We start from the raw sequence: 14,096 nt of genomic DNA, 5'->3' as shown, positions 1-14,096 counted from the left end.
GAGGGTCTGGCATCACTGATCGACAGCAGTTCAGGGGTTGAGCGGTTGTGTGTGCTCTAACTCACCTGCTTGGCCAATTGGAAATCCATGTATTCGTAAGCGATCCGTTGCGCTTGCGCCGTGTCGAAAGCGTCTCCCGACAGGGCGCCGCGCAACCACAAACCGTCGATCAGGGCCGCCAGGCCTCGGGCTGCTTTGCGTGCGTGCGGCAGCGGCAGCACTCGGCGGAACTGGCAGCACAGGTTGGAATACAGACGTTGATCGTTGATCCGCTGCAACCTGTGCAATGACGGGTGGTGCATGCTGGTGGCCCAGAAGGCCAGCCAGGTTTTCATTGCCGGGCCGTTGACCTGGCTGGCATCGAAGTTGCCCTCGATGATCACCTGAAGGTGCGCCCGTGGGCTGTCATCCTTCAGTGCGAGCCTGCGTTCGTGGACGTTCTCGATCAGCACATTCATCAAGTACCGCATCGTCGCGGCGATCAGGCCGTTCTTGTCCTGAAAGTAGTGACTGATGATGCCGTTCGAGACGCCGGCCAGACGGGCGATCAGCGCAATGCTGGCATCCCCCATTCCGACCTGATCGATCGCCGTCAAGGTGGCTTCGATCAACTGCTGGCGGCGTATGGGTTGCATACCGACCTTGGGCATGTAGCACCTCTCCTTAGGCCTGCCGATGGGCGTTCAACGTCCGTCGGCTTGATGGCCAGTCTATTTTGTTTTGATTGAACGTTCAATCAACAAAGAATAAGATCTGCGACAAATGGTCGCTGCCTACAGATATTTCCTACCTGCGAGCTGCGACATCTGACACCTGCAAAAGTCCTTGAAACAGGCCGTATCAGGGCCTGGGCACCGCTTCGGCGGGGCTCAAGAATTTTCGGGGTGTCTTTATAACACCCGTCCGTCGACTGCCGAAAAATCGATGTCCCGGGATAACCGTTGCCTTGTGTTTCTCTCTCGCACTGCCCGGAGCATCTGCGCCATGAGTTCTGCCTCTCTTATAAAGACCCCGCCGGAAAAGGTCCGGGTCAACGGTTGGGTGTTCTACACCTCCACCGCGCTCATTCTGTTGTTGACCGCCATTCTGATCATCGCCCCGCAGGAGGCCGGGCGCATGCTCGGCGTAGCACAGGCCTGGCTGTCGAAAAGCTTTGGCTGGTACTACATGGTGGTCATCGCCGCTTACCTGGTGTTTGTGGTCGGCCTGGCATTTTCGTCCTACGGCAAATTGAAACTGGGCAGCAAGGACGACACCCCGGACTTCAGCTACGGCGCCTGGGCCGGCATGTTGTTCTCGTCCGGGATCGGCATTTCGCTGCTGTACTTCGGCGCTTCGGAGCCGTTGGACCACTACTTCAACCCGCCCGAAGGCGCGGCCGCCAGCAATGGCGCAGCACGCCAGGCGCTGCAACTGACCTTTCTGCACTGGGGCCTGCACGGCTGGGCGATCTATGCCCTGGTCGGCCTGGCCGTGGCGTACTTCGCGTACCGGCATAACCAGCCGCTGGCGCTGCGTTCGGCGCTGTACCCGCTGGTAGGCGAGCGTTGGGTGAAGGGCGCGGCCGGCCATGCGGTGGACGGCTTCGGCATGTTCGTGACCCTGCTCGGCCTGGTGACCAACCTGGGTATTGGTTCGATGCAGGTCTCGTCCGGGTTGGAAAACCTGTTCGGCATGCAGCACAGCAACACCAACCTGTTGATCGTGATCATCGTGATGAGCACCGTGGCAACCATCGCTGCGGTGTCGGGTGTGGAGAACGGCATTCGCCGCCTGTCCAACCTCAACATCGTGCTGTTCAGCGGTTTGTTGATCTTCGTATTGCTGTTCGGCCCGACCCTGCACTTGCTCAACGGCTTTGTGCAGAACATCGGCGACTACATGAACGGCCTGGTGCTGAAAACCTTCGACCTCTATGTGTATGAAGGCGACGCCGACAAGACCGAACGCTGGATGGGCCTGTGGACCCTGTTCTACTGGGCCTGGTGGATTTCCTGGGCGCCATTCGTAGGCATGTTCATCGCGCGTATTTCCCGTGGCCGCACCGTGCGCGAGCTGGTGGCCGGCGTGCTGCTGATCCCGCTGGGCTTCACCCTGGCGTGGTTGTCGATCTTCGGCAACTCGGCGCTGGACCTGGTGCTCAATCACGGTGCGGTGGAGTTGGGCAAGACGGCGCTGGAACAGCCGTCCATGGCCATCTATCAACTGCTGGAACATTACCCGGCGTCGAAAATCGTCATCGGTGTGTCGATCTTCGTCGGCTTCGTGTTGTTCCTGACCCCGGCGGATTCCGGCGCGGTGATGATGGCCAACCTTTCCTGCAAAGGCGGCAATGTGGATGAAGATGCGCCGCACTGGCTGCGGATCTTCTGGTCGGCGGTGATCACCCTGGTGACTATCGGCCTGCTGTTCGCCGGTAACTTCGAAGCCATGCAAACCATGGTGGTGCTGGCGGGGCTGCCGTTCTCGGTGGTGCTGATTTTCTTCATGTTCGGTTTGCACAAGGCCATGCGCCAGGACGTCGCAATCGAACAGGAGCAGGCGCAGTTGGCCGAGCGTGGCCGTCGGGGGTTCAGCGAGCGCCTCACCGCGCTGGATCTGCAACCGAGCCAGGCCACTGTGCAGCGCTTCATGGACAAACACGTCACGCCGGCGCTGGAAGAAGCCGCGACGGCGTTGCGCGACCAGGGGCTGGAAGTGCAGACCCTGCTGGGCAAATCCAAGCGTTGCATCGGTGTGCGCATCGAGATGGAAGAGGGCAACCCGTTTGTCTACGAAGTGAGCCTGGATGCTTACTCGTCGGCGCCGAGCGACCTGCCGGAAGAAGAGCGCACCCGCTACTACCGTGCCGAGGTCTACCTGCACAACGGGCCTCAGGAGTACGACCTGATGGGCTTTGCCCAGGAACAGATCACCCGGGACGTGCTCGATCAGTTTGAAAGCCATCGGCAGCTCCTTGGCCGTGTCTATAGCTGATGCCTGAAAGGAGCGGCGCCCTCACTGGCGCCGCTTTTTTTATGCCGAAACAGAGATCAAATGTGGGAGCTGGCTTGCCTGCGATAGCTATGTTGGATTCACCATTGCTATCGCAGGCATGCCAGCTCCCACATTGACCCAGTTCATTCAGCCGATCTGTGCACTGCTCAGCCCAGGTTCTTGCCCAGCAGGGCATGGTAGAGCTCACTGTCCCCCAGAATCCCCACCACCTGGTTGTTGTCATGCAACACCAGCTTGTTGCCGGTGTGATAACGAATCTGCAGCGCATCGCGCATGCCGATGTTGGAGTCCACCAGTGTCGGCACCCGGCCCAGACCTTCCACCGGTTGCCCCGGCGCCCAGTTCTGCAGGTTCATCACCGCGCCATTCTGGCGAGCACCGGTGATGGTGTTGCCTTCGGCCAGGTCCAGCCATGAGTCGCCACCCGGATCGAGGCACACCGAGCCGTTCACGCGCTTGCAGTTGTCCAGGGTGCGCATCAGGCTGCGCCCGCACAGCACGTTGAGCGGGTTGGTATGGGCGACGAAGGTGCGCACATAGTCGTCCGCCGGGTTCAGCACGATCTCTTCCGGTACGCTGTACTGGATGATCTTGCCGTCTTTCATGATCGCGATGCGGCTGCCCAGCTTGAGCGCTTCATCGAGGTCGTGGCTCACGAACACGATGGTCTTGCTCAACTTGCGTTGCAGCTCCAGCAGCTCGTCCTGCAGGCCCTGGCGGATCAGCGGGTCGAGGGCGGAGAAAGGTTCGTCCATCAGCAGGATATCGGCGTCCATCGCCAACGCACGCGCCAGGCCGACGCGCTGCTGCATGCCGCCGGAGAGTTCGTCCGGTTTCTTGTTGCGCCACTGGGTCAGGCCCACCAGCTCGAGTTTCTCATCCACCAGCTTGCGGCGGTCTTTCTCCGGGCGGCCCTGCATTTCCAGGCCGAAGCTGATGTTTTCGCGCACTGTCAGCCAGGGCATCAGGGCGAACTTCTGGAACACCATGGCGATACGCTTGGTGCGCATCATTTTCAGCTCGGCGGGCGTGCACGACGCGATGTCGATCTGGCGTCCTTCATGTTCCACGAACAGCTGGCCACGGCTGACGGTATTGAGGCCGTTGATGCAACGCAGCAGGCTCGACTTGCCGGACCCGGAGAGGCCCATGAGCACGCAGATCTCGCCTTTCTCGATATCCAGGCTGGCTTTTTCAACGCCGACAATCTGCCCGGTCTTTTTCAGGATTTCGTTGCGGTGCATCCCTTGGTCCAGCAGCTTGAGGGCTTCGCGTGGGTCCTTGGAGAAGATCACATCGACCTTGTCGAATCGGATAATGCTCATGCATCACCCCCTACTTTGGCGTCGGGTTGTTTGCAGATGCGGTCGAGCATGATGGCGAGCAATACGATCGCCAGGCCGGCTTCGAAACCGAGGGCGATATCGGCGGTGTTCAGCGCGTTGACCACCGGCTTGCCGAGGCCGTCGGCGCCTACCAGGGCCGCGATCACCACCATCGACAACGACAGCATGATGCATTGGGTAATGCCGGCGGCAATGCTCGGCATGGCGTGGGGCAGTTCAATGCGCGAGAGCAACTGACGGCGCGAGCAGCCAAAGGCCTTGCCGGCGTCCATCAACTCTTGCGGTACATCGCGGATACCCAGGTAGGTCAGGCGGATCGGCGCGGCAATCGCGAACACCACCGTGGATATCAGCCCGGGCACCACACCCAGCCCGAAGAGGGTCAGGGTAGGGATGAGGTAGACGAAGGTCGGTACGGTCTGCATCAGATCGAGCACCGGCCGCATCAGGGTGTAGAACATCGGCTTGTGCGCGGCAACAATGCCCAGCGGCACACCGATGACCACGCAGACCAGGGTGGCGAACAGCACCTGCGCGAGGGTTTCCATGGTTTCCTGCCAGTACCCCAGGTTGAGGATCAGCAGGAACGAGGCAATGACAAATACAGTCAGGCCCCACTTGCGTTGAATGAAGTGAGCCAGCAGCGCAATCAGACCGATCAATGCCAGCGGATTGAACCAGGTCAGCGCAAACGTCACGCCGTGGATCATCGTTTCCAGCGTCGATGCGATTGCGTCGAAGTAGTTGGCGCCGTGTTGGGTCAACCATTCGACGAAGGCAGCGATGTACTGGCCTAGTGGGATTTTCTGTTCAGTCAGCATGGTAGTGAATGTCCACATGCGAAGGGGAAAACATCCCAGGCCAGCGCACCGGCCTGGGGTCAGCGGGTGTTATTTGGCGAGATAAGCTTTGACGGCCTCCAGACCGGGTTTGCCATCGACGGTGGTGACGCCTGCGAGCCAGGTGTCGAGCACTTGCGGGTTGGCCTTCAGCCAGGCCTTGGCCGCTGCATCGGGTTTCTGTTTTTCGTCCAGGACTTTACCCATCAGGGTGCTTTCCATGTTCAGGGTGAACACCAGGTTTTTCAGCAACTGGCCGACGTTGCTGCATTCCTGGGTGTAGCCCTTGCGGGTGTTGGTGTAGATGGTGGCCTGGCCGTAGTTGGGGCCGAACGAGTCGTCACCCCCGGTCAGGTACTTCATCTTGAAGCGAGTATTCATCGGGTGCGGTTCCCAGCCGAGGAACACGATGGCCTGGTCGCGCTTGGTGGCGCGTTCGACCTGGGAAAGCATGCCGGCTTCGCTGGATTCGACGACTTTGAAGCCGGCGGTTTTCAGGCCGAAGGCGTCTTTGTCGATCAGCGTCTGGATGGTGCGGTTGCCGTCGTTACCCGGCTCGATGCCGTAGATCTTGCCACCCAGCTCATCCTTGAATTTGGCGATATCGGCGAAGTCTTTCAGGCCTTTGTTGTACAGCGCTTCGGGTACCGCCAGGGTGTACTTGGCGTTCTCCAGGTTGGCGCGCACGGTTTCCACGGTGCCGGCATCACGGTACTGCTTGATGTCGTTTTCCATGGTCGGCATCCAGTTGCCGAGGAAAATGTCCATGTTCTTGCCGTCGGCCAGGGACTTGTAGGTCACAGGTACCGAAATCATCGTGGTGCGCGGCTTGTAGCCCAGGCCCTTGAGGACTTCGCTGGTGGTCGCGGTGGTGACGGTGATGTCGGTCCAGCCGACATCGGAGAAATTGACGGTCTGACATTGTGCCGGTTCTGCAGCGTGCGCCAGGACTGGCAGACTCAGCATGGCGGCCAACAACAACGAGGGTGAACCTTTCATCTGGGTAGACTCCTGTGTTTTTTCTGGCGGCATTCGCCGCGCTTTATATGTGTTGCGGTTGGAACGTGCGACGCAGCGGCGGCGCGGTGCCTTGCAAACGAGTCGAGACTGATCATGTACCAGTGAAAATCTGACGCCTACAGGGGGCGTCGTATCCAGTACAGGGATGGTCGTATCCAGTGTCGGTGACGTCGCTTACAGATTTTTCCAAAGGCAAAACTGCAGTTTTCAACGATCTGCACCGCTAAAAACGGCCAAAACGCCTGATCGCACGAGAGCGACGCTGGTGAGCATGGGTACGTCGGTGTGAGACGCCGTGACGGCGGATAAAAGCTTGATGATGCCGCCATCTGGGCGATCTGAGCGTAGCAGCTCCTTGGTGTCCGGTTTGCTCACCTGCGGAGTCCCACGTTAATGGCTATCAGCGTTTTCGACCTGTTCAAGATCGGCATCGGGCCTTCTAGTTCTCACACCGTCGGCCCCATGCGCGCCGCGGCGTTGTTCGTCCAGGCATTGCGTGAACGTGAACTGTTGGAACAAGTCAGGCGCGTCGAAGTTCAGCTCTACGGCTCATTGTCGGCCACCGGCATTGGCCACGGCAGCGACACCGCGACCATCATGGGCCTGATGGGCGAGTGGCCCGACGCGATTGATCCGGCGCAGATCGGCCTGCGTATCCACACCCTGCGCGAGACCGACACGCTGCTGCTGGATGGGCGTTTGCCGGTGCCGTTTGTGTGGGCACGCGACATGCGCCTGCTCGACGAAAACCTGCCCTTTCATCCCAACGCCATGACCCTGGTGGTGTTCGGCGATGACGGTGAGTTGCATCGCGACACCTACTATTCGGTGGGCGGCGGTTTTGTCGTGGATGAAGCCCAGGCGCAGAGTGGCGTGGCGGATATGGACCGCACCGAGCTGCCCTATGATTTTTCCAGCGCGGTGGAGTTGTTGCAGCTGTGCAAGACCCACAACCTGCGCGTCGCCGAGTTGATGTTGGCGAATGAAAAAACCTGGCGCTCGGAAGATGAAATCCGCAGCGGCCTGATGAAACTCTGGCGCGCCATGCAGGCGTGTGTGGAGGAGGGGCTCAAGCACGAGGGCATCTTGCCGGGCGGCCTGAACGTGCGCCGCCGCGCGGCCAAGTTGCACCGCAGTTTGCTGGAGCTGAACAAACCCAATGTGATCGGCTCGACCTTGAGCGCGATGGAGTGGGTCAACCTGTTCGCCCTGGCGGTCAATGAAGAAAACGCTGCCGGTGGACGCATGGTCACCGCACCCACCAACGGCGCGGCGGGGATCATCCCGGCAGTGCTGCACTACTTCATGAAATTCAGCGAGGAAGTGACCGAAGCCAACGTGGTCGACTACCTGCTCGGCGCTGCGGCGGTGGGCATCCTGTGCAAGAAAAACGCGTCGATCTCCGGCGCCGAGGTCGGGTGCCAGGGCGAAGTCGGCTCGGCCTGTGCGATGGCCGCCGCCGGCTTGGCGGAGATCCTCGGCGCCACGCCGGAGCAACTGTGCAACGCTGCGGAGATCGGCCTGGAACACAACCTCGGCCTGACCTGCGATCCAGTGGGCGGATTGGTGCAAGTGCCGTGCATCGAGCGCAACGCGATTGCGGCGGTGAAGGCGATCAACGCGGCGCAGATGGCCCTGCGCGGTGATGGCCAGCACTTCATCTCGCTCGACCGGGTGATCCGCACCATGCGCGATACCGGGGCGGACATGCACGACAAGTATAAGGAAACCTCACGCGGTGGGTTGGCGGTGAGTGCGGTGGAGTGTTGACCCCCTTTTTCCGGTGGGCGGCTTGTTGTGGCGAGCGGGCTTGCCCCGCGCTGGGCCGCGCAGCAGCCCCAATAACTTCACTGAGTTCGTTCAGGAATATCGAGGTGTCAGGTTCTGGGGCTGCTGCGCAGCCCAACGCGGGGCAAGCCCGCTCGCCACAATTGAGGTGCAAACTGCGCATAAAGTGAACATCCCAATCAAAAGCGCCACCTTTTAGCGCGTCGCAAACAGATAAGTAGCTCCCAAACGATTTACCCCTCGACCACCCGTCACCTGTGCGTGTGGTGACAGACTTTTCCTACGCCCTGAAAGCGCCTTCCCACAAGTGCTACCGATCTGCTCACACCCCTTGAGCAGGCTCACTCCTGCCACTGAATCGGGTCATATCCCGCACTCGCGGCGCGGGCTTATATTGACGCTTCATCAGGTCGTTTTCAGGAGTTATTGAATGGCCATTCAAATTTAGGCATGGCATTTGCTCTATCAATTCAAAGCCTCGCCTCTCCAGGACGAGCGCAATAACAAGAGCCTCGCCTGAGGCCATCACCCGCTTTGTGTGAGGAGATACCGCGATGACGTCGTTCAACTCAGGGGCCCAACCCCAGAACCGTGCGCCTCAATCCATCGGCTTTTTGCTGCTGGACAATTTCACGCTGATTTCCCTGGCGTCGGCAGTGGAGCCGCTGCGCATGGCCAACCAGTTGTCCGGCCGCGAGCTGTATCGCTGGACCACCCTGAGTGTCGACGGCAACCAGGTCTGGGCCAGCGACGGCCTGCAAATCACCCCCGATGCCTCCATGCACAAAGCCCCGGCCCTGGACACTGTGATTGTGTGCGGCGGCGTGGGTATCCAGCGCACCGTTACCCGTGAACACGTGTCGTGGCTGCAAAGCCAGGCGCGCCAGTCGCGTCGCCTTGGCGCGGTGTGCACCGGCAGCTGGGCCCTGGCCTGCGCCGGCTTGCTCGATGGGTTTGATTGCAGCGTGCACTGGGAATGCCTGGCGTCGATGCAGGAAGCCTTCCCGCGTGTCGCCATGAGCACGCGCTTGTTCACCCTCGACCGCAACCGTTTCACCAGCTCCGGTGGCACCGCGCCGCTGGACATGATGCTGCACCTGATCAGCCGCGACCACGGTCGCGAACTGTCCGCAGCCATCTCCGAGATGTTCGTGTACGAACGCATCCGCAACGAACAGGATCACCAGCGCGTGCCGCTCAAGCACATGCTCGGCACCAACCAGCCGAAGCTGCAGGAAATCGTCGCGCTGATGGAAGCCAACCTTGAAGAGCCGATCGACCTGGATGAGCTGGCGGTGTACGTCGCCGTGTCGCGGCGCCAGCTGGAGCGGCTGTTCCAGAAATACCTGCACTGCTCGCCGTCGCGCTACTACCTCAAGCTGCGCCTGATCCGTGCGCGGCAGTTGCTCAAGCAAACGCCGATGTCGATCATCGAAGTGGCGTCGGTGTGCGGGTTTGTCTCCACGCCGCACTTCTCCAAGTGCTACCGCGAATACTTCGGCATTCCGCCACGCGATGAGCGTGTGGGTTCCAACACCACGCAGCAAGTGGCGATGATGCCGATTCCGCAGGCGCTGGTGTTGTCACCGTTGTCGGGACCGATGTCGGCGTTGAGCCAGGCGCGCAATGAGTCGACTTTTGCCAGTGTAAGGCTCTAGGCCGAGCCGTCTTCATCGCAGGCAAGCCAGCTCCCACATTTTGATCTGTGAATAGATTCAAATGTGGGCGCTGGCTTGCCGGCGATGACGCTTTATCAGGCGCCAGAGTTCTGCTTGAACTGCACCAAGGCCGGCAACAACTGCTTGTCGATTGCCTCGCGTACCGCCGGCAGGATCGTCGCGCTGCCGGTGTACATCTGTTCCACCATGCCCTTGAGCGCCTTGGCCCGTGCGGCACTCAACCCGCGCACGGCGCACTCGCAGGCCTGTTCGGCGCTGGCGCCGCTGGACACCTCGAAACCCAGCGAGCGCAGTTGGCTCAGCAGGTCATCCTGGTCAATCAAATCCGCGTGCATCATGACGTTTATCCTGGTGTAGGGAGCGGGAGATTGAGGTCGATTCTGGTAGGCCATCACCGAGTCGGCAAGGCCTGAATGCGTGAATGTCCGGCACACCTATGAACAGGTCGTTTTCGGCTAACTCGCAAGGAAGAGGAGTGTGCACACTGGCATCAAGCAAGCAGCTTGAAGGTTTGGTCACCCTCGGGATGCGCAGCTCACACAAAGCACTCTGCCCCGATCCAGTCACGGCTGGATCGGGGTTTTTTTTGCTGAATTTGTAGTGGTTGTGCGGGCCCCTTCGCGAGCAAGCCCGCTCCCACATTTGACCGAGTTCCTGCTGAAAAAACGCGGTCAAGTGTGGGAGCGGGCTTGCTCGCGAAGGGCGCGCCTCGGTCTACCGCTGCAACACCAATATCCGCGACAACAACTCATCCCGGTCGATATAGCACCCCTGGAAATGCCGCGCCCCCGAAGCCGGATCAAACGCATTGCGCGCATGCAAGGTGCGGCGGTTATCGAAGCACCACAACTCACCCGGGTTCAGGCGCTTGACCAGCCGAAAACGAGCCTCGCGCGTCATCGCAATAAACCGCCGATAAGCCCGATACAACAACGGCATCTGCTCCACCGGCGCCTCGAACGGCCCGCGCAAAAAGTTCGCCATGCGAATCTCCGCCACATCGCCCAGGGCATCCAGTGCAATGATCGGCGCGAGACGGCGATAGTCGCTGTGACGGTCCTTGTTGCGAAACTCCACGGGGATTTCACACAGTGCACGAAACGCCTCGGGGTCTTCCGTGCGCAGGGCATGGGCGATGGCGAAACCATCGACAAAAATACTCTCGCCGCCGGTGGCATCGTTCACCAGGCAATGCAGAAATTGCAGCCCCGGTTGCAGCTCTCGCGTCGGCAAATCGCTGTGCAACGGCAGGTTGAAGGCGGTGTAGGCATTGCTGTCGGCATCGGCCTTGGATTGCACGTTGAACAGCACGCCGAAATTGCTTTCGCGGATAAACGCAATACGCTTGGCGATCAGCGCCAGTGAGCCGGGTTCGGTCGGTACGCCGCGCACTTGGGTCAAGCCAGAGTCGCGCACGGCCAGCAGCCACTGCAGCAGCGCCTTGGGGTCTTCCATCACGGCGGCGTAGTCGAACACCGGCAACGTGAAGCGGCTGTCCCAGAGCCTGGATTTCGGCCGGGCAGCCTGGCGTTCAGCGCGCGATTCGTCGTCGTAGGCGTGAGCCCGCAACCAGCCGGGATCGTATTGGCTGCGATGGCCGCCGAGCCACTGCACACTGAGAAAACCCTGCTCGATCTGCACATCGACGGCGGTCAGTGCCTCGTCCACGTCGACGATTTCCAGCACCTGCTCGCGGGTGACGCTGTACACGCATTCGGTGCACGGGCAGTTATCGCGCAGCCATTGATGATGAAACGGGCTGACCCGTCCATCGGCCCACCGCACGCGAATCTGATCGTTCAGCACCTGCGCATCGGCGAGGTCGCTGATCTTGGGGTAGGTACGAAAATCGGCAACAGCGGCGGCGGTTTGCATGGTGGCTCCTTATGGTTTTTTGGGTGGCAATCCAATCACTCGACCCAGCAGGGCAGGGCGGGGCAGGTCGGCTTGAGCGGTGCTGATGACCGTCAGCTTTTCCAGCGTGGCCTCGGTGAACGGCGCCGAATTCGGCCCTGCCAGGTCGACGTGCAAGAGCATCTGTTCATTGCCGGCCAGTTCCTGCTCATGACCGACTAAATGCAGGCTGTGATAGAGATGCAGGCGCTTGGCGTCGTGGGCGATCAGTTGCGTGTGTACTTCAACCTCGGCACCCAGTTTCACCTCGTGCAGGTAGTTGAGGTGCAGCTCGAGCGTGAACAACGAGTGGCCGCTGGCTTCGCGGTTTTCGCTGTCCAGCCCCAGGGTGTCCATCAGCGCGTCGGTGGCGTAGCTGAAGATCAGCAGGTAGAACGCATCGCGCAGATGGCCGTTGTAGTCCACCCAATCCGGCTGGATTTTGGTGGTATAGGTGGTCAATGCAGGCATGTCTGGGATTCCGGATCATTATTCGGTCAATTGTGGGAGCTGGCTTGCCGGCGATGGCGATGTCGGATTCACCACCGCTATCGCCGGCAAGCCAGCTCCCACAAGGATCAACTGCCGTTATTCGGCGAAGCTCATGCCGTGCTTGGCTTTAGTCACCTTGACCGCCTCCAGCACTGCCAGCAGGCAATCATCACGATAGCGTTCCAGCGCCGAAATGCTGTGGCTGCCGAGTTGATCGCGGGTGCCGTCGACCACATCGTCAATCAACTTGTCGGTGAGTTCCGGTGCCGGCAGGTATGTCCACGGCAACTTCAGCGCGGGGCCGAACTGCGCCATGAAGTGGCGCATGCCGGCATCACCGCCCGCCAGGGTGTAGGTGAGGAAGGTGCCCATGAACGACCAACGCAAGCCGGCGCCAAAACGAATCGCATCGTCGATTTCACCGGTGGTCGCCACGCCGTCATTCACCAGGTGCAGCGCCTCGCGCCACAGCGCTTCGAGCAAGCGGTCGGCGATGAAGCCGGGGACTTCCTTGCGCACATGCAACGGGCGCATGCCGAGCGATTCATACACCGTGATCGCGGCCTGAATGGCTTGCGGCGCGGTGTGCTTGCCGCCGACCACCTCCACCAGCGGCAACAGGTACACCGGGTTGAACGGATGACCCACCACGCAACGTTCCGGGTGCGTGGAGCCTTCATAAAACTCGCTCGGCAACAGCCCTGATGTACTCGAGCCAATCAATGCATTCGGCTTGGCCGCTGCACTGATCTTGCTGTGCAGTTCCAGCTTCAACTCTAGGCGCTCCGGGGCGCTTTCCTGAATGAAGTCGGCGTCTTTCACGCACTCTTCAATGGTGGCGACAAAGCGCAGGCGCCCCTGCGAGGCACCCGGCGCCAGGCCTTGTTTCTCCAGGGCGCCCCAGGCATTCGCGACGCGCTTGCGCAGGGCGGCTTCGGCACCGGGCGCCGGGTCCCAGGCGACCACGTCGAGGCCGTGGGCCAGGGCGCGGGACACCCAGCCGCTGCCGATAACGCCGCTGCCGAGGGCGGCGAAGGTTTTGATTTCAGTGATAAAGCTCATGGAAAATTCCTGAAGTATTCGGTGATCCCACATGTTTAATTCGCTTTCGGCAAGCAATCAGCCGCGCTTGGCCAGGCCCATCTTGATGCGACCTTCCGCCGGGGTCATGACCCGTGCACCCAGGCGGCTGAGGATTTCACTCGCCCGTTCCACCAGTTGGCCATTGGTCGCCAGCACGCCCTTGTCCAGCCACAGGTTGTCTTCCAGGCCGACCCGCACGTTGCCGCCCAGCAGCACCGCTTGTGCGGCCATCGGCATTTGCATGCGGCCAATGCCGAAGCCGGCCCACACCGCGTCGGCGGGCAGGTTGTCGACCATGGCTTTCATGGTGGTGGTGTCGGCCGGCGCGCCCCATGGAATGCCCAGGCACAGTTGGAACAACGGGTTATCGAGCAGGCCTTCCTTGATCATCTGCTTGGCGAACCACAGGTGGCCGGTGTCGAAGATTTCCAGCTCGGCCTTCACGCCCAGCTCTTGAATGCGCTTGGCGCCGGCACGCAGTTGCGCCGGGGTCGACACGTAAATGGTGTCGCCGTCGCCGAAGTTCAGGGTGCCGCAGTCCAGGGTGCAGATTTCCGGCAGCAGCTCCTCGACGTGAGCCAGGCGGGTCAGCGGGCCGACCAGGTCGGTATTGGGGCCGAACTCCATCGGGTGCTCGCCGCCGCCGATCTCCAGGTCGCCGCCCATGCCGGCCGTGAGGTTGACGATGATGTCGATGTCGGCCTCGCGGATGCGCTCCATCACTTCGCGGTACAGGGCGACGTCGCGGCTGAACTTGCCAGTGTGCGGATCACGCACATGGCAGTGCACCACGGTGGCACCGGCCTTGGCGGCTTCCACCGCGGCGGCGGCGATTTGCTTGGGGGTGACCGGCACGTGCGGGCTTCTGGCGGTCGTGTCGCCAGCACCGGTGAGTGCGCAGGTGATGATGACGTCGTGGTTCATGAGGCAGGTTCCTTACAGGCGTGGTGGTGCCGTTC

General features: G+C 61.0%; 12 protein-coding genes. 3 read left to right on the top strand and 9 right to left on the bottom strand.

Features of this window, described 5'->3' with window-relative positions; translation table 11 throughout:
• Window positions 1-56: 56 nt before the first annotated feature.
• Window positions 57-650: a transcriptional regulator BetI gene (gene betI, locus AC07SI_RS21025; RefSeq protein ID WP_028618243.1), complete on the bottom strand. Its 594-nt coding sequence runs from the start codon at window positions 648-650 to the stop codon at window positions 57-59.
• 391 nt (window positions 651-1,041) lie between these two features.
• Between betI and AC07SI_RS21020 the strand changes: the two genes are divergently transcribed.
• Complete coding sequence (locus tag AC07SI_RS21020) at window positions 1,042-2,976, top strand: BCCT family transporter (RefSeq protein ID WP_226939981.1); 1,935 nt, start codon at window positions 1,042-1,044, stop codon at window positions 2,974-2,976.
• Between the two features lie 167 nt (window positions 2,977-3,143).
• On the opposite strand, the gene choV is transcribed toward AC07SI_RS21020, so the two are convergent.
• The 3 genes from choV to AC07SI_RS21005 form a co-directional block, all read right to left on the bottom strand.
• Window positions 3,144-4,322: a choline ABC transporter ATP-binding protein gene (gene choV, locus AC07SI_RS21015; protein WP_065904810.1), complete on the bottom strand. Its 1,179-nt coding sequence runs from the start codon at window positions 4,320-4,322 to the stop codon at window positions 3,144-3,146.
• Entirely contained in the window at window positions 4,319-5,164 is an 846-nt protein-coding gene (choW, locus tag AC07SI_RS21010; protein ID WP_015886271.1) for a choline ABC transporter permease subunit, read from the bottom strand. Before choW ends, choV begins: the two co-directional genes overlap by 4 nt.
• A 69-nt stretch (window positions 5,165-5,233) precedes the next feature.
• Window positions 5,234-6,181 carry a choline ABC transporter substrate-binding protein gene (locus tag AC07SI_RS21005; protein ID WP_065904809.1) on the bottom strand — a complete coding sequence of 316 codons (948 nt, stop codon included), beginning with the start codon at window positions 6,179-6,181 and terminating at the stop codon, window positions 5,234-5,236.
• 414 nt (window positions 6,182-6,595) lie between these two features.
• Between AC07SI_RS21005 and AC07SI_RS21000 the strand changes: the two genes are divergently transcribed.
• Window positions 6,596-7,972 carry an L-serine ammonia-lyase gene (locus AC07SI_RS21000; protein ID WP_065904808.1) on the top strand — a complete coding sequence of 459 codons (1,377 nt, stop codon included), beginning with the start codon at window positions 6,596-6,598 and terminating at the stop codon, window positions 7,970-7,972.
• A 572-nt stretch (window positions 7,973-8,544) separates the two neighbouring features.
• The gene (gbdR, locus tag AC07SI_RS20995) at window positions 8,545-9,648 is read left to right on the top strand and encodes a choline metabolism transcriptional regulator GbdR (protein ID WP_005792167.1); all 1,104 of its coding nucleotides are present in this window, start codon (window positions 8,545-8,547) and stop codon (window positions 9,646-9,648) included.
• A 95-nt stretch (window positions 9,649-9,743) separates the two neighbouring features.
• Here the strand turns inward: gbdR and AC07SI_RS20990 are convergent, their stop codons facing one another.
• The 5 genes from AC07SI_RS20990 to cdhC all read right to left on the bottom strand — a co-directional run bounded on the left by AC07SI_RS20990 (window position 9,744) and on the right by cdhC (window position 14,061).
• Complete coding sequence (locus AC07SI_RS20990; protein WP_495006440.1) at window positions 9,744-10,007, bottom strand: hypothetical protein; 264 nt, start codon at window positions 10,005-10,007, stop codon at window positions 9,744-9,746.
• Window positions 10,008-10,383: 376 nt separating this feature from the next.
• Window positions 10,384-11,544, bottom strand: coding sequence for a gamma-butyrobetaine dioxygenase (locus AC07SI_RS20985; protein ID WP_495006439.1), 1,161 nt, complete (start codon window positions 11,542-11,544; stop codon window positions 10,384-10,386).
• A gap of 9 nt (window positions 11,545-11,553) precedes the next feature.
• On the bottom strand, window positions 11,554-12,033 hold the full coding sequence (locus tag AC07SI_RS20980) for a thioesterase family protein (protein WP_106802431.1): 480 nt from the start codon (window positions 12,031-12,033) through the stop codon (window positions 11,554-11,556).
• Window positions 12,034-12,150: 117 nt separating this feature from the next.
• Entirely contained in the window at window positions 12,151-13,116 is a 966-nt protein-coding gene (locus AC07SI_RS20975; protein WP_495006438.1) for an L-carnitine dehydrogenase, read from the bottom strand.
• A gap of 57 nt (window positions 13,117-13,173) precedes the next feature.
• Entirely contained in the window at window positions 13,174-14,061 is an 888-nt protein-coding gene (cdhC, locus tag AC07SI_RS20970; RefSeq protein WP_065904795.1) for a 3-dehydrocarnitine:acetyl-CoA trimethylamine transferase CdhC, read from the bottom strand.
• Between the last annotated feature and the right edge of the window lie 35 nt (window positions 14,062-14,096).

This window comes from Pseudomonas sp. GW821-FHT05D12 (genome assembly GCF_059419825.1).
This window is presented reverse-complemented; position numbering and strand designations above follow the sequence as displayed.